Here is a 21,221-nt window from a genome sequence, read left to right as displayed (position 1 = left end):
CTCCGATTTGGAGGTAACGGGCGCGTGCGGGCGCGGCGCTGATGCTGTCGGGCTGCGGCTGAACAAGCTGTACTCCTCCGCCACGCGCTTCCTTGGCGCTGTGATGGTACAGCGCCAAGGAGTACCAGACGGGGATCCTTACTGCCCGCAAACGTGATCGATGGTCCGCAGCGGCGCACAACGCTGCAGCTGTTGATGGAGACCGCTGGCACAGTGTTGGAAGAAGCCGGCCTTGAGGTCACAGGTTCTTCGTGGTGATGGTCGGAGCATGGCTCGGCGAAGACACGAGCGATCCGAGCTACGTCGCCCGTGCCACCGCATTGGTACTGGGCTGACCAGGGGCCTGCAGCTGGTGGTCATCGACCTCCGGGCCCAGGAGTACTGCCAGGAGATCTTCGAGACCTCAACGCCCGCGGCACACCGCTGACCGCCGCGGACCTCGTGAAGAACTTCGTCTTCCAGCGGCTGGAAGCCGAGGGCGTCGATACTCGTCGCGTCTACGCCAAGGACTGACCGTTCGAGTCGTAGTTCTGGGAGACCGAGATCGGTGTGGGCCGATACAGCATCTCCCGTAGCTAGAGCGGCCACTGACACCCAGATGATCGTTGAGGACTCAGACGCCCCTCATGTAGGTACGTCTGGCCTGGGGATTGTCCGGTGTCGACACGTAGGCGACGCCGACGTTCAACCTCTCAATTTCAATGCTGAGGTCGACGCCGCTACGCCCTCGCAGGTAGCCAGCGACCGCGCGTGACGCCGGATGGTTGGTTCGGAACACGATCTTCGTGCCGGCGTTGCCCAAGACATCTCTGTGGAAGTCGTCGGCATTCTGGCTCGCAACGATGACGCTAACGCCATACTTCCGACCTTCCTTCATTAGCTTCGGCAGGGTGACGTCTCTCGCCATGCGGTGCGCCTCGTCCAGGACGACTGCGAGCTTCATGGTGCGGTCCTGCGGCCACTTGAACATCTCGCGATAGACCTTGCGCAAGATAAACGACGCAGCGAACATCTGGACCTCCTCAAGGCCCAGTTGACTGACGTCGACCACCACGCCTCCGCCGTAGGCGTTGAGCAGATCGAAGGCGGCGTCCGCGTCGTCGCGGAAGAGACCGAAGTCAGTCATGGGCCGCAAGCGCTGCCGGGCATTTCTGCCGCGTGCGTTGGCTTCCGCAGCCTCGACCGCATCCCCGAACTCACCGATCACAGGAAGGCTGTCACCCGGTGTGATGCCATGCCAACCGTGGTTTGCGTACATTGCTTGCAACGCGTCGTACACATGATTGCGTTGGATCTCGCCAAGCTTGGTCACATACGCGACGATTTCCGAGATCTCCCAGGCAGTGGTGTTGATGGGTCGGCCGATCCGCACGTCAGCCTCAAACGGGCTGAACGACAAGCCTTCGGCGGCGTTGAGCACGGTTGCGCCCGATGGCGGGTCTGCTGCCATGTCACCGTGGAAGTCGAATACCAGTGATGGCAGCCCCTGGGCTGCGAAACTGCTGATGATGTGTCGGGTGGTCACCGACTTGCCTTGCCCCGGGATGCCGATGATAAAGGCGTGTGGGCTGCCCTGTATGCTCGCGCGCCACAGGATGTCTGAGGAACTGCCGTCTGTGCCCAACACCACCTCAACCTCCGAGGGTGCGGTTCCTGGCGGTAGCGAGGGCTCTGGCACTACTGGGTCCGGTTGCGGTTGCGGTTCCGATACCGATACGGGCTTGCGCCGTGGTCCTGGTGCTGGCTGTCGCTCTGACGCTGGTTGCGGATTGGGCGAGAGAGAGATTCTGTCCTTAGGGACGGGAGATTGCGTCGGACGCAGCACCGTCGTGAAGCCGAGCCGCCCCAGGTCATCTGCTGTCAACACTGTCAGCGGAATTTCACCGTACTTCTTCTTGAAGCCCTCGTCACCGTCGAGACTAATGACGTACCCGCGCATCGATATCTCCGCTGGCACCTGATTCTCGATTACTCGCTCGATGTAGCGGTGTATTTCGCTCGCCTTCTCGTCGGTGATGACTCCATGGACGATCGATCGATCCGCATAGTAGTGCAGCACGCTCGCGAGCCTGGCCAACTGCAGTTTGATGTCTGTTCGCGGAGGATCACTTGCGAAGAACCTTGACTCGAGGACTCGCTTGGTGTCCTGGAGCTGGTCGACGATGTGATCTGCCAGCATCTGAGGGATCCGCGCCTCTTTCCGCGACTTCACCTCAACGCACTCGATCTTGAATGATCGCTGCCCTATGCGAACGAGCAGAAGATCACAGCGCCGAGCCGCTCCATCGTCGCGCGCCGATACACCGAAGACCTCGTGATGCGCATCCACCGGCACTACGATCAGGCCGTCGAGATCGCCCCTCTCGCGCAGGTGAGCGATGACGGCGGCAAGTGCAACGGCTTCGCGTGCTTGGTTAGTGTTCGCCAGAAGACGGAGTGCGAGGCGCCCAGACACTACCGCGAGGGTCGACAGCACATCCTTGACGCTGTGCTCAACATTCGCTAGGCCGAGTTCGCGCATTGCATCCTGGAGGAGAAGCTCGACTTCGCGGTGGTTGGCAGTCGTGACTGTCAGCCGCTCGCCGATGCCTTCGACAAAGTCGGGGGCGTAGTCGAGGATGTAGGACTCGCCGATCGCTCCCGTCGCACCTGATTCGAAGAGGTCAACGCCGATGAAGCGATCAATACCAATGACCCAGTCCGCACGCGCATGTGCAGTGTTGACGCGGGCCTGATGTTCGCCATCCAAAACGACGCTAACGGCTGGTACGGCACCTTCAGGCGCCCCGAAGTGCCGGGCGACAGCCCGCTGGTGGGTTCGGTGCACGACCGTAAGTTCGTTGTCGGATCCGCCAGCCGCTGGACCTGTCGCAGGGACACTCTCCCAAACCAGGTCACCTTCGCGACTGGACGGTTTTGTGACAATTGGAACGAGTAGGTCGTTGAACGCGGGCCGCCTCTCGGTACCTGTACCGAAGCTGACGGCGGGCGAACCGATGTCCTGGACGATTGCGAGGTGTGCAGCCTGCTCATCGGACTTGAGCTCTGGGAGGGGTCGCACGCTCAGCGAGAGCGGCGGTGTCAGGTAGGTCGTCTTGCGAGCGAGTTCGCGTCTGCGCAGTGCCGTCTGTAACTCCGCCAGGCCGGGTATGGGTTGTGTGTAGGACGGGCTGTCGGAGTACGCGAGTATCTCCAGCCTGCGTGGATCCGGCTGCTCCTCGTCGTTTGAGACTGGTTCGCGGAAAGCACCTGCAACGAGCTCGCCGGAACCTGGGTTCACGGCGAGGACGCGAAGTGTTCCGCCGGCATTGTGAGCAGCGACGTACGCGTTGACCCGCTCGGCGACCATCTGCGATGACGCCTTCATCGTCGACCCAGCCCTTGGCAACTCGAGCACTGAGGTCACGGACTCTGCTGCTGCCTGACTGTCTACATCCGTGGGGACGATGAACAGGCCAGAGCCGAAGCTCAACTCTTCGGTGTAGATCGCGAGGTCGCCATCGTGCGTGGGGACGGTAAACGGGAGGTTCGCTGGCACCACCTGATTCACGAGATCGGCATCGACCATGCGAGCACGGACGCTACGCGGCGTAATCTCGGTCAGCTTCTGGGCCCAGTCGCGAAGGATCCGATCGTGGGTTGCCACCCAGCTTGCTCGTATAGGGTGGGTGGGAAGTACGATCACCGACTGGATGAGTCGGTTGCTGCGTCGGACGGCGAGAGAGACGGTGTCCATGCGGAGCAGGTCATCCAACTGCTGGCCTGGCAGTTCTAGCGCACGCTTGTACGACGCGGCGTAGGCGCTGGCCAGAGCGCGGAGATCATCGGTCCACTCAGCGGACTCGACTGTATCTCTGTGCGGTCTCGCGGCCAAGGCGCCCAAGAACTCCAATCGTGCCCGTTTCAAGGCATTAGGTAGGTTGAGCTCGATCTCCTCAACCCGGTCGAAGTCGAGTGGTGTTCCGTAGGAGCCCAGTGCTTTGAAGTGAACGGCTCGGTCCGGACTTCCTGTGGCGACACGCTGCATGCGGATCAGCGGATCGCAGATCCGCACCTGGACCGCGCGTCGATTTCCCAGGCGGAGGGCGAACACCTGCCCGCTGGGGTCCCAAGAGACAAGATCCTCGGTCAGGTCATCGAGTCCGTCGAGCGCAGCCTGCAGGACTGCCCCCGGTACGGAGGAGGCGGCGCTACGGCGAGTCTTGGTCTCCACTTCTTGGATGCCGACGATTTGGAATTCTTGGCTGTCTGCTGCTGCGGGGCCGCCGGATTTGAGGCTGACCGACTCGCCATGCTCACCGATGGCCTTAACGTTGACGACAAAGCGGGTGCCGTCGTCGAGCGAGTTTTCTTCCAGAGCGACCTTGAGGGTTGCCTGCCTCTTGGTCCCTGCAACTACCGCAGTTGCGAGACCTTCCGCTTCGTCGGTGCGCAAATCGTCAGGCGGAACAACGGATACTTCCCATTTGGCGACAGCAGCGACCTTGGGCGGCGTCGTCTTCCACCTGACGGCAACTGAGCCGATTCCCTCATCGGGTACCTCGAGCACTAGCTGGCCGTCGGCCCCTTGCTTGAGTTTGCTCCAAGCCTCGACCTTACCGCTCGCGTTCGTGAAAGGCGTGACCTCGAGTTCATCGATGTCCTCGGCGACATTCTCGACGAGTGGCCATTTGTCGAACGTAAGGTCGGGATGATTCTCCGCGATGTCCTGAGCCCACAGGCGAGGATTCGCGAGCTGGGCCCCCCGCTGTTCGCAATATCGGCGGAGCCTACCGCGCCACGAACCTTCTTGGAGTCCGGCAACCGTAAACCGCTCGTCCATCGCCGCTGCCGGACGTGACGGCCGGCTGATGGCTTGGACGGCGACCCGGTTTCGCTCAACGCGCTCACCAGGCTTCTCGCCGTGATCGGGTACGAGCCCTACCCTCCAGAGGTTCCGGCCGAACGCCATCTCAGTTGGTTCGACGCACAGATAGGCGAGAAACTCCGTCCACGCTTCCTGCCGTTGCGCCCGCAGCCAGCGGCGATTCCGGATCGCCAGATCCCGCACGACCTGGTCGCCGATGGTGTCCAGGAGTAGCCGCTCGACGTGGGTATAGACGTCGAGCACGGGAATACGCTGGAACGAGTTGTCGAGCGAACTCGCGGCGTTGCCCTCGCCCGCTGGCACGATCAGAAGACACGGAACCTGCTTGCGGTTCCGAATCTCGATGGCGCGCTCGGCCGCGATGTCCAGACCTCCCTGCGGATCGCCCTTCAGGACATGAACCGCGACACCGGGAAGGGCAGCGTCCAGTGCCGCTGAGAGGTGGGGTGCCAGGACCGCGTTAACATCGTCGACGCGCACGCAGTGGCCGGCGTCGGCATTCGTCATCACGGAGGCCAGGTGCTCTGCGAGGCTGCTGGTCAGCAGTTCACCCCCTGATGCGCTCACTTGGAGACCTCCCGCGGACGCGTCACGAATTGGGCGCTGAAGTCATCGGAAAGACCCTCGAAGCAGCCGAGGAGCTTCATCCGCCGTGTAAACGCTGCAAGATTAGCTGCAGCTCCAGCTCGGGCGTCCGCTGAGTCGAGGTCCGCAGGCGGGTTAGCAATCAGGATGCCAAAGCGCGCCTCGAGGCGTGCGAGTACGTCGCGGATAGGCAACTTGCTGGTCGTGCGGATGCCGTTGTCGTCGACGAACACCATGCATAGTAGCGAGACGAGGGCTTCGTCCGACATGGCGTAACGCCAGCTCGCTCGGGACCGGAGGTCTCCGTGTAGGACGCCATAGGCCTTCTTGATACCGCCGGAGGAGTGAAACCACTTGACTTGGCCCTCCAGACCACGCTTGCGCAGGCCTTCGACGAGGATCGCGGTCAGCTGGTCAGCCGCGGTGAGCCCTCCAGACGAGCGCACGTCGCTGATAAAGGCGCGACCCTCGTCTCCGTCGTGGAGTCCAGCCTCGATGGCGTTGATCTGCATCTGTAGCGCCATCTGCATCATGGGATCGTCCTTCATTCCTGCCAACACGCGCAGTCGCGACTCTGCGGAGGATCCAAGGGCCGGCTGATTGGGGAGTACGGCGACTGCATCATTGAGAGAGCGAAGCAATAGGCGGTCACCGAAGAAGGTGCGCATGACCTCCAGGTCGCGCTGCACTGACATGCGTGAGAGTTCATCGGAGGCGTGACCGCGTACGCGTACGAAGTCGAAGTACTGGCCGCACGGGTTGATGTCCACGGGTAATTCGTCGCCTCCGCTCAGGAGCGAGCGGACAGCGTGCGCGGTCACCAGGGGAAGCTGGAACAAGCGGAGGGACAACAGGGCGGACAGGTGGGTGTAAGCCTCGCCGACCGGAAGTTGGGGCCCGTAGAAGGTCAGGAAGTCGATGAGGTTTTGACCGAGAGGGTCGACAGCCATGGGCACCGGCGGGTCGAGCCGGCCGAGGTCGCGGTTGTGGGCCTCGTTGCCTGTGAACTGTTCAATGAAGCGCAGTGCGAGGAGCGTGTCGATGTCAACGTCGGACTCACCGTCATAGGAGGGATTAGTGGACGGGAACGGGCCGAGCTCTACGCCACGCCCGAATGTCTCAAGAAACAGATGTTGGATGACGGCCGATTCGTTCTCGTCACCGCGAGCACTCAACATCCTCGCCATGGCCTTGAACACGAGGGAGTCCGCGCGACGGTTTCGCGATGTACTTTTCGGCAACCCGCTGCGGTATGCGGCGATTGTGAGTGGTCGGAGGTAGCCCATCTGTACAGTGTCTCGACGCCGCCCCGCGGTCTCCTGCACGAGCACCGACGAGCGCACCCACCCGTCCAGGATCTCGAGCCCTCGTTCGCCGTCGGCACCTTTGACATGTGGGGAGTTCTGGAGCTTGGACAGGTAGCCGTCGTAGTCCTTGGTGTCTACCTTCGAGCCTGAGACACGGCCACGCTTGACCGCTCTCTCGAGGATCTTGGTAACCATCCTGTCGATGTCGATCTCGTTCAGCTCAACGTTAATGACGTTCTCGGTGACAAGCGAGTTCTGGGGGAGTCCCTTGGGGATGGCAAACATCAGGAAGCTCCCTTGCCGTCGAGTGCGAATTTGATGTCGACGCCATCGATCGCAGCTGTGGTGACAGACCCTGAAGAGTCGACGACTTGTGCCGACGTCGATGGATGCCTGCCGAGTTGCCCCACAAAGGCGTCGATCTCCTGCCGGATGGCATCGGACGCGGGATCGTTAACAATTTCTCCGTCGGCAGCGCGCAGGATGATCTCAGCGCTATCGAGGGTGAGGGTGAGTCGCGCGCCTGCGCCGTGTTCGAGCACCAAGACGTCCGCTATTGTCTCGACGTACTGGTGTCGTGCGTCGGCTACTCGTGCTGTGAAGGAGTCCCCTTCGATGGTGTGCAGGATTGCCCAGCTCGAGTCAGGGCTTCCGAGACTGAAAGCGAGGCCGTTGGCGAGGTAGCCGTGTGCGCCCACCAGGCGGCTGATACCGAGCAGCAGGCGATCTCGGGTATGGTCGGTATCCTTCCCGGCCAGCATGTCGAGAAATTCCGCAAGGTAGCGATAGGCCCTGACGTCGACACGGGAAATGTCGGTGGCAAGGCGCTCGCCGAAGTAGATCGCACGAGCCGCACTCTCGGCGTTCTTTAGGTAGCCCGTACCCTCAGCTGCACTGGACTCGCGGCGCACCCGGTCAACTCGCGGGTCCGGTACTAGTGCGGGGTCGAGGTCACTCCATTCGTCGACGAGGTAGTCGTTGCTGCCGGTAGCGAATGCTAGGTCATGGGCCAAGGCATCCGACATCAGTCCGGCGTTTCTGCCTTGTCGGACGAGCTGGTGGACGTCCGGGCAGTCACGGTCACCGGTGATGAGCCACGCAGCTGCCGAACGTACATCTCGGAATGTCGCCCGACGCCGACGCCTCAGATGACTGATCAGCATCAGTTCACCGAAAGCTTCTGCACCCACGCCGTTGAGAGTGTTCCTGTTGGCGACTATGGGACACCCCACCTTCGCTGCACATGAACTGCATTTCGCCCATAGGTCGTCTCGCGTCAGCGCTGCGAGCGCCTGATTTGCCAACCCGGTGCTGTCGACGGCCGCAAGCGAACGACGCTTCAGGTCGACGAGGGCGATTCGGGAAGAACCCGGGTCCTTGCCCGCGATCTGATCCTGGATCTCGAACCACCAATCTTCGTAAGGCTCGCCGGCATCCGCAAAGAACTGGTGCAGCCTCCCGTCGTTCACCGCGATCAGCGCGGTAGCCGCCCCGGCACTCTGAGTGCGGACGGGCTCGAGTGATTGCTTGACGAGTTCGTCGGAGCTCAGTGAGCCGTGCGCTTCACTGGCATCGAACACGGCGTAGAAGGTGCGGTCGCTGAGCTTGAGGCGCCACCCGGCGTCGTCGGTGTGAAGCACCTGCGCCCCGCGCTCTTTGAGCCTCTCGCCGAGCTGGACGAGAAGGGATGTCTTGCCATCACCGGGATTTCCGCTGAGGAGCACCACATCGAGTTCCCCTGCCAGCACCCTGGGAAGGAGGTTCGTGTCAAGTCGTGTGGGGACATAGGTCTCTGCAGCGAACTCGTCGTCGAGCCCTCGGTTGCCGGCATTGCCGGCCGCGCTGGCACGGTACAGCCGCCTGATCGATCCGACATTGGGATTGACCTGATATTCGAGTTCTTCTCCGTGCGCGTCATCCGGACCGGGGGCTGAGCGAGTGCTTCGCACGAGTTCAAGCAGCTCTCCCGCCGAGGAAGGTCGGTCTCGAGGCGCGATCGCCACGGCTGTCAGGCAGGTCCGGAGTAGCTGTGCGCCCTCGGGGCCCCACGCCTCCTCTTCGGCGCGGGTTGGCGCGATCACCTCGTAGGTGCCTGAGGCCAGCGAGCTGACCGTTCGGCCGAGCATGGCGTAGGCCATTGTCGCCCCGAATCCGAACAGGTCGCTCGCCGTGGTTGCCGGTTTTCCGTCGCGCACTTCAGGGGCTGCGTACTTCGGAGTGCCTCCGGCGGGTACGTTTCCCGTGCGCACCATGAGCCCGAAGTCGATCAGCTTCGCGCTGGTCCCGTCGGGAGCAGCGATGACGTTCGAAGGGGTTACGTCGCCGTGGACTAGGTCCCGGCTGTGAATGTAGTCGAGAGCCTTCAGCACGCACACAGCAATGTCGCGCAGCTCGTTGACGCTGAATGCCCTGCCTTCCTCGGCCAGGCTCTCGCCTTCAACGTACTCGGACACGAGATAGTGCGGAGGCCGTGTCACGTGCATGTCGTAGACGCTTCCACAGTAGTCGTAGTGAAGAGCGTGCGCTGCTTGGAACTCGGCGCGTACGTCCTCGGGAAGATTCTGGTGGATCTGCTTGAGCACCAGTGGTAGCTCGCGCTGCCGGTCGTAGACCTTCCACGACGTCGCAAAGCCGCCACGTCCCAGTTTGCGGACGATCTCGTAGCGGTCTGCGATCAGCCCTCCTACTTCGAATCTGCCGACCGGCGTGGCAGGGACGGGTTCGGGCTCCGGAGGTGGAGGTTGCAACTTTTCAGCGACCGCGCCCGCCATCGGGCGGTCGGCGGCCGACGGCGCAAGCGCCGTCATAAGCGGTTGCGCCCAGGGATATGCAGACTGCAATTCGGCCGCGATGACGTCGTGAGCGGACTCGGTCACGTCCTTGCCCAGCAACCAATAGCCGAGGCAGAGCGCGAGGCTGTACACGTCCGACTTCGTGGTTGCCAACGCAAGGCTTGATGCGCACTCGGGCGCACGGAAGTCTTCGCTCATATCCCCGTCAGTGGCCCAGAGGGCGATCGACACGTCGTCCTCGATCCGGGCTAGGTTCAGGTCGCTGAACATCACCCGTCTTTTCTGATGGAGCCAGACTCGTTTCGGATGGAGCGCGCGGTGGACAAGGCCTGCATCGTGGATGTCCTGGAGCGCGCGGAATGCGTCGACCGTGATGGCGCGTGCAAGGTCGTCGTCGAGCTTGCCACCCGCTCGCTCGGGCACCCCGTCCTCTACCGAAGCGTGAAGGGTACTGCCACCCCTAGGCGGGACAACGGGCACAACGAAGAGTTCGCCCGCATCGTCAGAGAACGGCGGGTACGCGCGCCATGTGCGACCGAGATCAGCGACGCGATTGACCGCGGCGTATTCGCGGCGCATGAAGTCCTGGGGGTCACCCTGGGCGGCGAGCACCGTCGTGGGGTAGCACTTCAGGATGACAGCCTCTCCGGTCGAATCGGTGGCGAGCCATGCCTGCTCCTGCCCCGGGCTGGCGAGGCGGGATTCGATCGTGTAGCCGCCTAGTTTTGGCTTCCCCGCTGGCTTGGGGAGGTCGTCAAGATAGGTGACGACGGGGACGCGAGCGACACCGAGGGATGCCCCATGGAATCCCTCATCGAGTGCCTCGAGGGCCGCGGGCGCATCGCCCAGCGGCCAGATGCGTTCGCGGTCGTCATGATTATGCCCGCGGAGTACTTGGAGTTTCGGGTGGCTGAGCACCACGGCTGGCAGTACGCGGTGAGCCGGACCGAGATTCGCGTATCCCTTGGCCCGCTCACGCAGTGTGCTGGCGACGATGCGTGCAACCTGGCTGACGCGGTTGAGCGGGTTTGGTCTGGGATCGTCGCGGACGTACCAGTTGTTGTCGTCGACGACCACGGTCGGGCCCCACGCCTTCTCCTCGATCACGAAGACGAGGGACCTACCGACCACAATAAGGTCGGCGTCGTCGCGATTGGGTCCTGGCAGTTTGCGGCCGGCGAAGATGAACCAGTCGTCGGGCAGGTTGGCCTCGAGATATTCAGCGGTCCGCTGCTCCCCAGGACCGACGTACTCACCCTTTACTCGCAGGTTCGCCATCACCCCACCTCGGGATAGTCGTCGGGCCAGACCCACTGCCGGACGAGTTCTGCTGGTAGCGCGCGGATCCGGTCGAGGTAGACGTTCTCCTTCGAATACGTCAACACGAGCTGGTCCTTGGCACGCGTCGCCCCAACATAACCGGCGCGCCCTTCCCGCTCAGCGCGTTCACTCCCGTCTGGGTTAGCGAGGCGTTCCATGCCGACCAGGAATACCACCTCGAACTCGTACCCCTTGGCGGAGTGAACGGTCATGACCTTGATACAGGGATCTGCGAGGTCGAACTCGTCGACCTTGTTGGGATAGACCGGCTTGACCGGCACCTTCGCGTTCTTCAGTGCGGCGACGACTGTACCCATGTCCCATTTGCGAGTGACGAGCACACCGATATCTTGCGGCTTGCGTTCGTTGTTCGCGAGCAGTAGCTGTACGTCGCGCGCGACCGCGGATGCGATTGCCGATGTGTTCTCCGCCCAGACCAAGTCGACCGGCTCACCCTCGAACGCAGCGGTGCGCCCGCGAACGTCCATCGTTTCGTCGAGAGCGGAGGTTACATCCAGGATCTGGCGTGTGGATCGGTAGGGGCGCGCCAGGGCCGCGGTTTCGACTTTGCGACCTGCCAGCGCCGATTGCCCGTCACCATCGCGGTACAACGCTTGTATGGGATCCCCGGCAAGTGTCACCCCACCGCGCCTAGGCTTGATCGTGGCGAGTGCTAGCCGGGTCCACGGGTTCATGAAGTCTTGCCACTCATCGATCAAGAGGGCGTCATATGTCGGTTCGATGTCCTTGAGGGCGCGCGTCACGTTGCTCTCAGCCCACTCTTCGTTGTCAAGCGAGACGCGGACTCCGAGTCGCGCGGTGAACCTTCCGAACGTGTAAACCGAGATGTTGGCGTGACCCCACACCAACGATTCTAGGTAAGGTACGAGCAATCGGTTGTAGCACAGCAGCACAATCAGCCAATCGGGATGCTGGGCAGCCAGCCACTTGGCTCTCGCTGCGAGCACCAGGGTTTTGCCGCTACCAGGCGGACCGGAAATAACAAGAACATCGTCGACGTCTCTGCGGGCGATCGCGCTCTGCGTGGCATCGAGCAGGAGGCGGTGCTTAGCTCTTTCGCTAGCGGCGTCATCCGTCATCGGTGTCCGTCGAGGAACCTCGATACTCAGTCGCGGTGCGAAGAACGCTGCCAGCGCGTCGATGGTGGCTTGTTCCATCGGCCTCGCCGGCAGGTCGGGCAGAAATGTCCCCGCAACGGCGTCAGCGGTCGTGAAGGACTGGCCATCGGACGTTTTCAGGTCGCTGGCGATTAGGAGGCGTCGCGTTCGGACGCGATCGACCTCGGGAACGTCGTTGCGCAGTCTTGAGACCTTGCGGTTGAGCTCAACAGTCGCATCGCCGGGCTTGTCCACCAGGTCGATCGCGATCAGCCCGTGCGTCGGATGCGCCGCGACGAGAGATGGCAGGCCGTCCGATTCGGGCGTGAACACCGCGAACCCAGCCTCCGAGAGGTGCCGCGTGACAGTGTCTTTCACATCCGCCACATTGACGGTGCCCATCTGCAGAGCCTTCCCCTACCAAGCGATTTCCGGGTAGCGACGTTGGGAGGACATGACTGACGAATACAGGGTCGTCTCGGGCGCATCAGTGCTACAGAGTCGACCGTTGTGCGTCGCCGGAGCGACCGTCAGGGCCGGCCTGATGGAGCACCAGCGAGTAGGGCAGCCAAGTACCAACGCCGTCAAAGATGTCGAAACGGGTAGACGGACGCCGTCCGCGCGCATTTGGACCCCCAAGACCTGCCGAGCCCAGCGGCTCGACGGAACCGATCTCACACGTGCGATGACCAGATGGTATCGAACATGCACAGTCTGTCCAGAAGCACCTTCGATGAGCGAGCACGGTCGCCCCCGCTCTCTGCGGACACTCGGCGATCGTTCGATAGTCCGCTCTGGAGGCGATGACCGCACACCTCTCCGTTCCGGCTGGCCAACCGTCTCCGGCCAGCCGGGTCCTCAAAGTAGGGGGTGTCTGGCTGAGGTCATCCCCCCGCGCCCGTCAGGCGGCCCAGTCGATCTCGCGCGAGTCCACCGCCGTTCGCGGTCTGGCTGCCAGCGAGGGCGCCGAGGGCCTGGTCGAGCAGTCATCGCATGCCGGTGCAGATAGCGGTGCATTCGCCCTCGACCTTCAGCGCACCCTCGTGGATCGAGCCCGCGGCCTACTTGATCGTGTCGATCTTGTCGAGCTGCGTGATCGCCTCCGCGATCTTCTCCTCGGCCGTGTCGATCTCAGCCTCGCCGCAGACGGCAGCGGCAATCGCGACGGTCCGCAGCGCGATGGTAACGATGCGCAGGATCTCAGCATCGTCCTAGTCGGGGTCGAAGGCGATTGCCACGCGCCGCTGAGCGCCTCCGCGCGCTTTCGGTCGATCAACGCGCGTGGGTCGACCGATTCGGCTGTTTTCGGGGGCGTCCACTTCAGCCGCGCCATTGGATGGAAGGCAGTTGGCCTGAGCTCGACCGCGTACTCGAGGGCCCCGGACGGCGCCGTGCCCGGCCGGGACTGCGACTGCGACTGGGAGCCGTGCAGCTGTGCGGTCGCTGGTCGGATGGTTGTCACACTCAGTCCCAGGTGAGTGCTCGGTATGTCAGGCGGCGGCGATGCCTCAGGGCACCTGGACGAGTGGGGCGAACGTGACCGGAACCGCGCTCGGGTTTTCGGGGCGTGCGTCGTGCCAGTGCCAGGAGCGCCCAGCCCTTGCGTCGGACTGGGAAGGCCGGGCTACCACCGACCCCGAGCGGATCAGACGCTGCTGGAACCACGCCGCCTATAACATCGGCATAGCCTGCGGACGCTCCAGCCTGGTGGTCGTCGACCTCGACACCCCCAATCCCGGAGACGCACCGCCACAGGAGTGGGTGCTGCCCGGGATCACCAACGGCGCCGACTTGCTCGCCGAACTCGCCGCCCGCGCTGGCCAGCCCCTACCCGTCGACACCTACACCGTGCAGACCGGGCGTGGAGGCCTACATCTGTACTTCACGACACCCTCATCGGGCGAGACGATGGGCAACAGTGCAGGCAGGCTAGGGTGGCACGTCGACACCCGCGGCGGCGGCTACGTCGTCGCTGCCGGCAGCTAGGTGGACAGGCGAACCTACGAGGTCGTCCACGATGCGCCAGTCCTGCGTCTGCCCGACTGGCTCGCAGAGCGGCCCGCCCTTGGCCATTTGTAGCGGAGTAGCAGGGCTTCGTGATCCCCCAGGGCCTGGTGCCGGCTACGGAGGGTTCGGGCTATCCACTCCGCTGGGACGGTGACTCCCGGGGCGTGATGGGGAGCCCTTCAGCAGAATATGAGGGTGGCTACGGTGACGATCGACGACCTGCTCGATGAACTCCGAACTAGCGCGCTCGACGAGCGTGATAGGGGACGAGTTTACTCAACGCATCGCGAGCTATCTGCGTACCGACCCGGAGTGGACGGCTAGGTTCACCGACGTATGGCTCTGATCCGGGTGGCACGGACGAGACGGCCGCCCAGACACGGGCATCGACCTCGTAGCCCGTCGCCGCGAGTAGTTGGTCGGTGGCGGCTGCGCTCCAGGTGCCATCGGCGGAGTAGATGCCGTGCAGCCCGGTCTGTAGCACGTGGTCGCAGATGGCGAGGCTATGGCGTTGTCTCTCCTAGCGTCCGGGGTTCCTTCCGACGTGTCTGCCCACCTCCTGTCTGAGGGGGTAGGCGACCTCGACAGGGTCTGGCGTAGGCGGGTGGAGGCCGAACTGGCCGATGAGGACGAGCGCCTTCGGGAGCACCGGGACCGTGCTGAGCGACTGAGGATCGCACGGTCGGCGGCCGAGGAGCTGGCTCGCCGGGTGCCGACGCTGAGCTACCAGGGGCCGTTCACGCTCGCCACCCTGCCGGCCGCGCAGGCTGCCCTCGAGCGGTGGTCGCGGCTTCCGCAGGGCGACACGGCGCTCGCCGACCACCTGGCGACGAGGTACGACCAGGTGGCGACGGCGATGACGGCGCTGCGGCAGGAGGCGGAGACAGTCCTCGCCGGCCGGCAGGACGCCTGGGCGCCGCTGGCCGTCCGGCTGGCGCTGTGGGTGGAGCAGGAGCGTGAGGTACGCCGGATGGAGCCGAGCCTGAAGATCGCCAAGGCCGCCAGCGAGTTCGTGAAGAGGAACGCAACCGTCCTGCACAACCAGGCGTTGGAACCACTGGCAGACGATGCGCGCTCGATCTGGGGTGCGTTGAAGTAGGAGAGCAACGTTGACCTCGGCGCCATCCAGTTGGACGGCAGCACCACGAGGCGGCGGGTGAAGGTGTTGGCTGAGGTGGACGGTGCTGAGACCAGGGCGCTGGGAGTCATGAGTCAGGGCGAGCTGCACGCGCTCGCGCTGGCGTTGTTCTTGCCGCGCGCTACCGCCGACACCAGCCCGTTCCAGTTCATCCTGCTCGACAATCCGATCCAGGCGATGGACCCGGCGAAGGTCGACGGCTTCGTCGACGTCCTGGCGGGCCTTGCTCAGGACCGCCAGGTCATCGTCATGTCCCACGACGATCGTCTGCCGGAGGCTGGTCGCAGGAAGGTGAAGGGTGCGCAGATCTTCGAGGTCGTCCGTGGTGAGAAGTCCCAGGTGGCGATCACGTCGTCCGTCGATCCGGCCGGCCGGTACCTCGATGACGCGTTCGCACTGATCAAGGACCCGGACGTGCCGGGCGACGTGCGGGATCGCGTGCTGCCAGTTCTGTGCCGGATGGCGGTCGAGGCCGCCGCGCGGGACCTCCTCTGGGGACGACGGATCGGGGACGGTGCAAGCCGTCAGGACATCGAAGCCGCCTGGAACGCGGCCACGACGCCGTACCGGCGGATCGCGCTCGCACTCCGCGACGACCGGAAGGCCGACCTGAAGGGTTGGTTCGAGGCGCGCGGGTGGCGCGAGGAAGCTCGGAAGGTGATCGGAACGGGCGTGCACGCCGGCCTCCGTCACGATCCGCTGACCGCCGTTCGACACGTCGAGCGCTTGGTTAAGGAGCTCCAGGCAGGTGCGCTATGACCGCGCTCACCGCCGCACCCGCTGGAGGACTCCTCGACCACGCGCGCGCGGTGTTGGCCGGTGGCACAGTGATGCCGAAGGGCAGGGCGACCCGAGCCGCGGCGCTGCTGGCCAGGCAGGCCCTGGAGGAGACGGTGCAGACCCTGTGTGCGGGAGCCGGAGCGAACCTCCAGCGCGCCACGATGCGGTCCCGTCTGATCAGCATCCGGTTCCTCCTCGACCGCGACCGCGCGGACGAACTCGCGGACCTGGCCGAGTCGGCCTGGGCCGGCCTCAGCGGCGCCTGCCACCACCACGCCTTCGAGCTCACACCGACAGTCGGTGAGGTACGCCAGCTGATCGCCCACGTCGAGGCGCTCTGCTCCTACGCCGACGCCACATCTCACGCTTCGGAGAAGCCATGAGCAAGCAGCAAGGAGGCGGCGTGGCCGCGTTCGGCTCTCGCGCCCGTGACCCGAAGTTGATCGACACCACGGCCAGGCTGGTCGACTTCCTCCGCGAACTGGCCACCGCGCGCCGCGAACAGGTTCGGGACGTCACCAGGTACGAGCAGGTGCACTGGCTGGCCGACCTGCCGGATCAGGTCGTGGGGAACCCAGAGGCCGCGGCCGGTGAGGTGGTGTTGTCGTTCGACTCGCCGATCTCCGAACCCCCTCCGGACCTGCCGGAGAGGTTGCAGGGGTGGGTCGATCGGCACGAGACATCGGACGCGGAGCTCGACGCGCCGCAGTTGAGACAGTCGGGACCGGTCGAGGTGATCGACGTCGACCAGTACGGGCACCGCTCGAAGCGGATCGAGACCCGAAGTCTCGACGAAGTCCCGGAGATTCGCCAGGCCTACGACTTCTGGGAGCTCGAGTGGCAGGCCTGGGCGACCAGGGAACGAGTGATCCTCAACCAGCGACGGTGGTATCGCAACCTGCACGGACTGGCGAACCTGTTGGCCCAGCGGGAGGACGAGTACGAGGTCGTCCTCGCCACAGGACTGCTGACCTGGACCGCGCCCAACGCCACCCGCATCCGCAACCACCTGCTCGGCACCCGCGCCGAGGTCCTCCTCGACGCCGAGACGCAGCGCATCGACGTCCTGCTCGAGGCGGGAGTGGCCCGGCTACAGGACCGTGAGCTGCTCGACGGCCTGACCGGATTCGAGGCGGCCCGCACCAACCGACTCCGCGAGCGCGTGCGCGGTGGCGAGGGCGTAGGACTGCAGGACTCGGTGGTGTCCGTGCTGAAGGAGTGGTGTGACCGGGCGCTCGAGCACGGCGTGGTCTATCGCGACGAGTGGGAGTCTGGTCAGGCCGCCGCGGTCGCCGAAGTTCGGACGGCGCCGGCCCTGGTGCTTCGCACGCGCGACCGGGCCTCGCTGATCGACTACTACGACCGGATGCTCGCGGCATTGTCCGGCCCGGACGCGGCGGCGCCCCTGGGACTCGCGCAACTCGTCACGTCGCTGGAAGCCGGGGAACGGTTGGAGTTCCTCGAGGAACAGGGGGCCACGCCCGGGTCCTCGCTCGGCGCCGATCCACTCTTCCCGCTGCCCGCCAACCCTGAGCAGCGGCAGATCATGACCCGGCTCCGCGGCGACAACGGCGTCGTCGTGCAGGGGCCGCCGGGCACGGGCAAGACCCACACGATCGCCAACCTGATCGCCGCCCTCCTCGCCCAGGGGCAGCGCGTCCTGGTCACCAGTCAGAAGGCGCAGGCACTGCGGGTTCTCCGGGAGAAGCTTCCCGCGGAGATCGCGCAGCTATGTGTCTCGATGACCGACCTCGGGCGCGGCGGGTCCACCGAACTCGAAGGTAGCGTGAAGACGCTGTCCAGCAGGTTCGCCGGATTCTCACCGGAACTCCTCGAACAGGACCTCGTGAAACGTCGCGAGCGGCGACGCGACGCCCGTAGCACCGAGGCCGCCCTCATCGACCGGATCCGTGCCCTACGGGAGACGGAGACCTACCAGCACGGTGAGGTGGCCCCGGGTTACCGCGGCAGACTCGCCGACATCGCCGAACGGCTCAAGCGGCACGAGCCCGACTGCGGCTGGATGCCGGTACCGCTACCAGACGTCGCCGCCGGAACCCCGCCGATCAACGGCGGCGAGGCGTCCGAACTGCTCACTCTGCTCGCCGCAGAGACACCGGAGCGCAAAGCCCGGACGTCCCAGCTCATCCCGGAAGTGTCAGCTCTTCCCTTCGCCGAGCAGGTCCGGGCGCTCATCGTGGCCGAGGCGGCCGCCTCGAACCTCGCCCGAGAGGCTCGGACAGAACTATCCGCCCAGCTGGCAGGCTGCCGGCCCGAGGCGCTGGAGCACCTTGAAGCCGCAGCGGAGTCCGTCGCCGCCGCGGTCGAGCGCCTCGCTCTGCCCGCCGACCCGCAAGCGTGGGAGAACAGCGACTGGGCAGTCCGGGCGATCGGTGACGGGCTCGCCCGACGGGACACCCTGATCTGGGACCAGCTCACCGCATACGAAACCCGGGCCGGTGAAGCCCGCTCCGCGCTGCAGATGGTCGGCCTGCGGCGCGTCACGCTCCCGACGTTCCAACCCTCGGGGCAATGCAGTGAGGCCGCCCAACTGGAGGCGGCCCGCCGGCTGCACGACTACTTCGTCGGAGGCGGCAAGCTGAAGCGAAGCCCCTTCAAGCCCGCCGTCCAGCGCCAGGCCGAACCCCTGCTGGCGGAGGCACTCGTCGACGGGGTCTCCCCGTCGTCCGCGGAACTGCTCGCCGTCGTCATCGCGGAACTCGAAGGTCGCGCGGCATGCGCCGAGTTGAACCGGGGCTGGCGGCTTGTGGGAGTAGAGATTCCGTCCGACCAACCCTTGCCGCTGACCGTCGCACAGTTCGGCGACTGTTACGACCGGTTGGCGCGGGTCCGGGAGGTCTGGGCCGCAGTTGGAAAGACCCGGGACCTGTTGGCAGCCGAGGCCGTACGACTCCAGCTGTCCACCCCCGCCCAGTGGTTCGCGTACGCGTCGTCGCTGCACGCCGTCCGACTGCGCGTCGAAGCCGACCGGGCGACCGGACGACTCGACACCTTGCGGAGCAGCCTGGACCTGGAGATCCGCAAGGGGCAGGCGCCACCCGAACTGCGCGAGGCAGCCACCGCTGTCGGCGGTCGCGATGCCGGCAGGTACGAGCAGTGCCTCCGCGGCCTGGCATCCGCCCACCTCGAGCTCCGGGAACAAGCCCGCTGTGACGAGCTCCGCGATCGCGTTCGAGCGACGCACCCCGCGCTCGCCACACTGATCGGCCGTACGTGTGGTGACGATGTCTGGCAGCGCCGCCTCGGAACCTGGGAGCAGGCATGGGCCTGGGGCAAGGCGGAGACGTTCTTCGCGGCCCAGCGCCAGCCTGGGCTGGAGCGGCAGCTCGACGCGGAACTCGAGGGAGCAGCGGAGCGAGTTCTGAAAGCCTCCGGAGAACTCGCCGCCCGGCAGGCATGGGGCGCCTGTATGTCTCGGATGACCGCTCACCAGGCCCAGGCATTACGCGCGTACCAGGGTCATATGGGGAAGCGAGGAGCAGGCACCGGCCGCTACGCAAGCAGGTATGAGGGACGCGCCCGCGAAGCCATGACCGAGGCGATCCCCGCCGTACCAGCCTGGATCATGCCGCTCCGGCAGGTCCTCGAGACGGTCCCAGCCGACCGTGACTCCTTCGACGTGGTGATCGTCGACGAGGCCAGCCAGGCGAGCATCGAGGCGCTGTTCCTGCTCTGGCTCGCCCCACGGGTGATCGTGGTCGGCGACGACAAGCAGTGCGCACCCTCCGCGGTCAGCCACGGAGAACTCGAACCGCTCTTCGAGAAACTAGCGACCTACCTCCCCGACGTTCCCGGCTACCTTCGGGATGCCTTCACACCCAACTCAAGTCTCTTCGACATTCTCGGCACCAGGTTCGGCTCGGTCATCCGGCTGCGCGAGCACTTCCGCTGCATGCCCGAGATCATCGAGTACTCCTCCCGGCAGTTTTACCCGGACGAGCCGTTGGTGCCGCTGCGTCAGTTCGGAGCTGACCGACTACCGCCGCTGCGGGCCGTGCAGGTCCACGGTGCCACGACCGACGGGACGGGCACGCGGCTGCGCAACGAGGTCGAGGCGGAGGCGATCGTCACCCAGATTCTCGCGTGCTCCGCCGATCCTGCCTACCAGGGGAAGACCTTCGGCGTCGTCGTCCTGCAGGGAAGCGGGCAGGTCCAGCTGATCCACAACAAGTTGCTGGAGAGGATGGACACCAGCGACTGGGACCAGCGAAAGCTCCGCATCGGAACCCCACCCGACTTCCAGGGCGACGAACGCGACGTGATCTTCCTGTCCATGGTGATCGCCGAGCGTCGCGGCGCGCTCACACGCCTCGAACTGCAACGACGATTCAACGTCGCAGCCTCCCGAGCCCGAGACCAGATGTGGCTGTTCCACTCGGTCAGCCCAGACCTGCTCTCACCGACCGACCTGCGCCGATCGTTGCTGACGTACGTGCTCAACCCGCCGACGCCCTTCGCCGACGACGCCTTCGACCACGTCACTGCCAACACGCTGGTGCCGCCGTTCGAGTCGCTCTTCGAGCAGCGCGTGTTCCTGAAGATCCGCGAGCGCGGCTACCACGTCGTTCCGCAGGTGGAGGTCAACGGACGCCGTATCGACCTCGTCGTCACGGGTGCGAACGGCCGGCTCGCGGTCGAGTGCGACGGTGACTTCTGGCACTCCACCCCGGAGGACCGAGAGAACGACTTCGACCGGGAGCGGGAGCTGAAGCGGGCCGGCTGGAGGTTCTGGCGGGTACGGGAGAGCGAGTTCTACTTCGACCCCGACATCGCGCTCACCTCGCTGTGGGATGAACTCGACCGGCGGGGGATTCGCCCGGGCGAGGTGGGCGAGTCGCAGGCTGACGCGACGGCGACCACTTGGTCCGCGGTGGACCTGCCCGAAGAGGACGGTGAGGACGGACTCGACGACGAATCGTTGAGTACCGGTGCTCGAGCCAACGCGCCCACGGGTCAGAACGGCCTCCGCACTGCAACCGACACGGATCCCGCGTCGCCTCCACCCGTCGCGCCGGACACGACGGAGCCTGCCATTCCCGACGACCCGGACCTGGAAGAGGTGAGGCAGGCGGGACCGCCGCTCCGCCCGGGACGCGCAGTCACGGGATACAACCGGGCTGAACTCCAGGCGCTGTTGCGCTGGGTCGCCGCCGACGGGTTGTCGCGCTCCGAGGATGACCTCGTGGCCGCCGCCACCGACATCCTCGCCAGTCGGAGTCCACGTGACCAGGTAGAAGGCCTACTGCGTGCGGCGCTGCGCCACATGCGCCGCCGCTGAGTGGTCGT

General features: G+C 65.0%; 11 protein-coding genes. 7 read left to right on the top strand and 4 right to left on the bottom strand.

Annotation, left to right across the window (positions count from 1 at the left end):
• The first annotated feature begins 268 nt into the window (after positions 1–268).
• Positions 269–427, top strand: a complete 159-nt coding sequence (locus tag HEB94_RS02675; protein ID WP_192748477.1) for a hypothetical protein — start codon at positions 269–271, stop codon at positions 425–427.
• A 186-nt stretch (positions 428–613) separates the two neighbouring features.
• Here HEB94_RS02675 and HEB94_RS53290 read toward each other — a convergent pair whose 3' ends face one another.
• Genes HEB94_RS53290 through HEB94_RS02655 form a run of 4 tightly spaced genes read right to left on the bottom strand, consistent with a single transcriptional unit; the run spans position 614 to position 12,391 of the window.
• The gene (locus HEB94_RS53290) at positions 614–5,434 is read right to left on the bottom strand and encodes a helicase HerA domain-containing protein (RefSeq protein WP_192748476.1); all 4,821 of its coding nucleotides are present in this window, start codon (positions 5,432–5,434) and stop codon (positions 614–616) included.
• Complete coding sequence (locus HEB94_RS02665) at positions 5,431–7,044, bottom strand: methylation-associated defense system protein MAD7 family protein (protein WP_192748475.1); 1,614 nt, start codon at positions 7,042–7,044, stop codon at positions 5,431–5,433. The genes HEB94_RS53290 and HEB94_RS02665 overlap by 4 nt, the downstream gene beginning before the upstream one ends.
• Positions 7,044–10,829, bottom strand: a complete 3,786-nt coding sequence (locus tag HEB94_RS02660; RefSeq protein ID WP_192748474.1) for a protein kinase domain-containing protein — start codon at positions 10,827–10,829, stop codon at positions 7,044–7,046. The genes HEB94_RS02665 and HEB94_RS02660 overlap by 1 nt, the downstream gene beginning before the upstream one ends.
• Positions 10,829–12,391: a 3'-5' exonuclease gene (locus tag HEB94_RS02655; RefSeq protein WP_192748473.1), complete on the bottom strand. Its 1,563-nt coding sequence runs from the start codon at positions 12,389–12,391 to the stop codon at positions 10,829–10,831. The genes HEB94_RS02660 and HEB94_RS02655 overlap by 1 nt, the downstream gene beginning before the upstream one ends.
• A gap of 591 nt (positions 12,392–12,982) precedes the next feature.
• Here HEB94_RS02655 and HEB94_RS02650 point away from each other — a divergent pair.
• From HEB94_RS02650 to HEB94_RS02625, 6 genes are all read left to right on the top strand, one after another.
• The gene (locus tag HEB94_RS02650) at positions 12,983–13,204 is read left to right on the top strand and encodes a hypothetical protein (RefSeq protein WP_192748472.1); all 222 of its coding nucleotides are present in this window, start codon (positions 12,983–12,985) and stop codon (positions 13,202–13,204) included.
• A 288-nt stretch (positions 13,205–13,492) separates the two neighbouring features.
• Positions 13,493–13,975 (top strand): bifunctional DNA primase/polymerase, encoded by a 483-nt coding sequence (locus tag HEB94_RS02645; protein ID WP_192748471.1) that lies wholly within the window; start codon positions 13,493–13,495, stop codon positions 13,973–13,975.
• Between the two features lie 625 nt (positions 13,976–14,600).
• A complete protein-coding gene (locus HEB94_RS02640) occupies positions 14,601–15,095 on the top strand; it encodes a hypothetical protein (RefSeq protein ID WP_192748470.1) in 495 nt (164 codons plus the stop codon).
• Between the two features lie 75 nt (positions 15,096–15,170).
• Positions 15,171–15,893, top strand: a complete 723-nt coding sequence (locus HEB94_RS02635) for a hypothetical protein (protein ID WP_192748469.1) — start codon at positions 15,171–15,173, stop codon at positions 15,891–15,893.
• The gene (locus HEB94_RS02630; RefSeq protein WP_192748468.1) at positions 15,890–16,297 is read left to right on the top strand and encodes a hypothetical protein; all 408 of its coding nucleotides are present in this window, start codon (positions 15,890–15,892) and stop codon (positions 16,295–16,297) included. The genes HEB94_RS02635 and HEB94_RS02630 overlap by 4 nt, the downstream gene beginning before the upstream one ends.
• Complete coding sequence (locus HEB94_RS02625) at positions 16,294–21,213, top strand: AAA domain-containing protein (protein ID WP_192748467.1); 4,920 nt, start codon at positions 16,294–16,296, stop codon at positions 21,211–21,213. The genes HEB94_RS02630 and HEB94_RS02625 overlap by 4 nt, the downstream gene beginning before the upstream one ends.
• The last annotated feature ends 8 nt before the right edge of the window (positions 21,214–21,221 follow it).

Origin of the sequence: Actinopolymorpha pittospori, from assembly GCF_014873875.1 — a bacterium.
Taxonomy (GTDB): Bacteria; Actinomycetota; Actinomycetes; order Propionibacteriales; family Actinopolymorphaceae; genus Actinopolymorpha; species Actinopolymorpha pittospori.
Note: the sequence above shows the minus strand (reverse complement) of the source record. Positions and strands in the feature narration are given on the sequence as shown.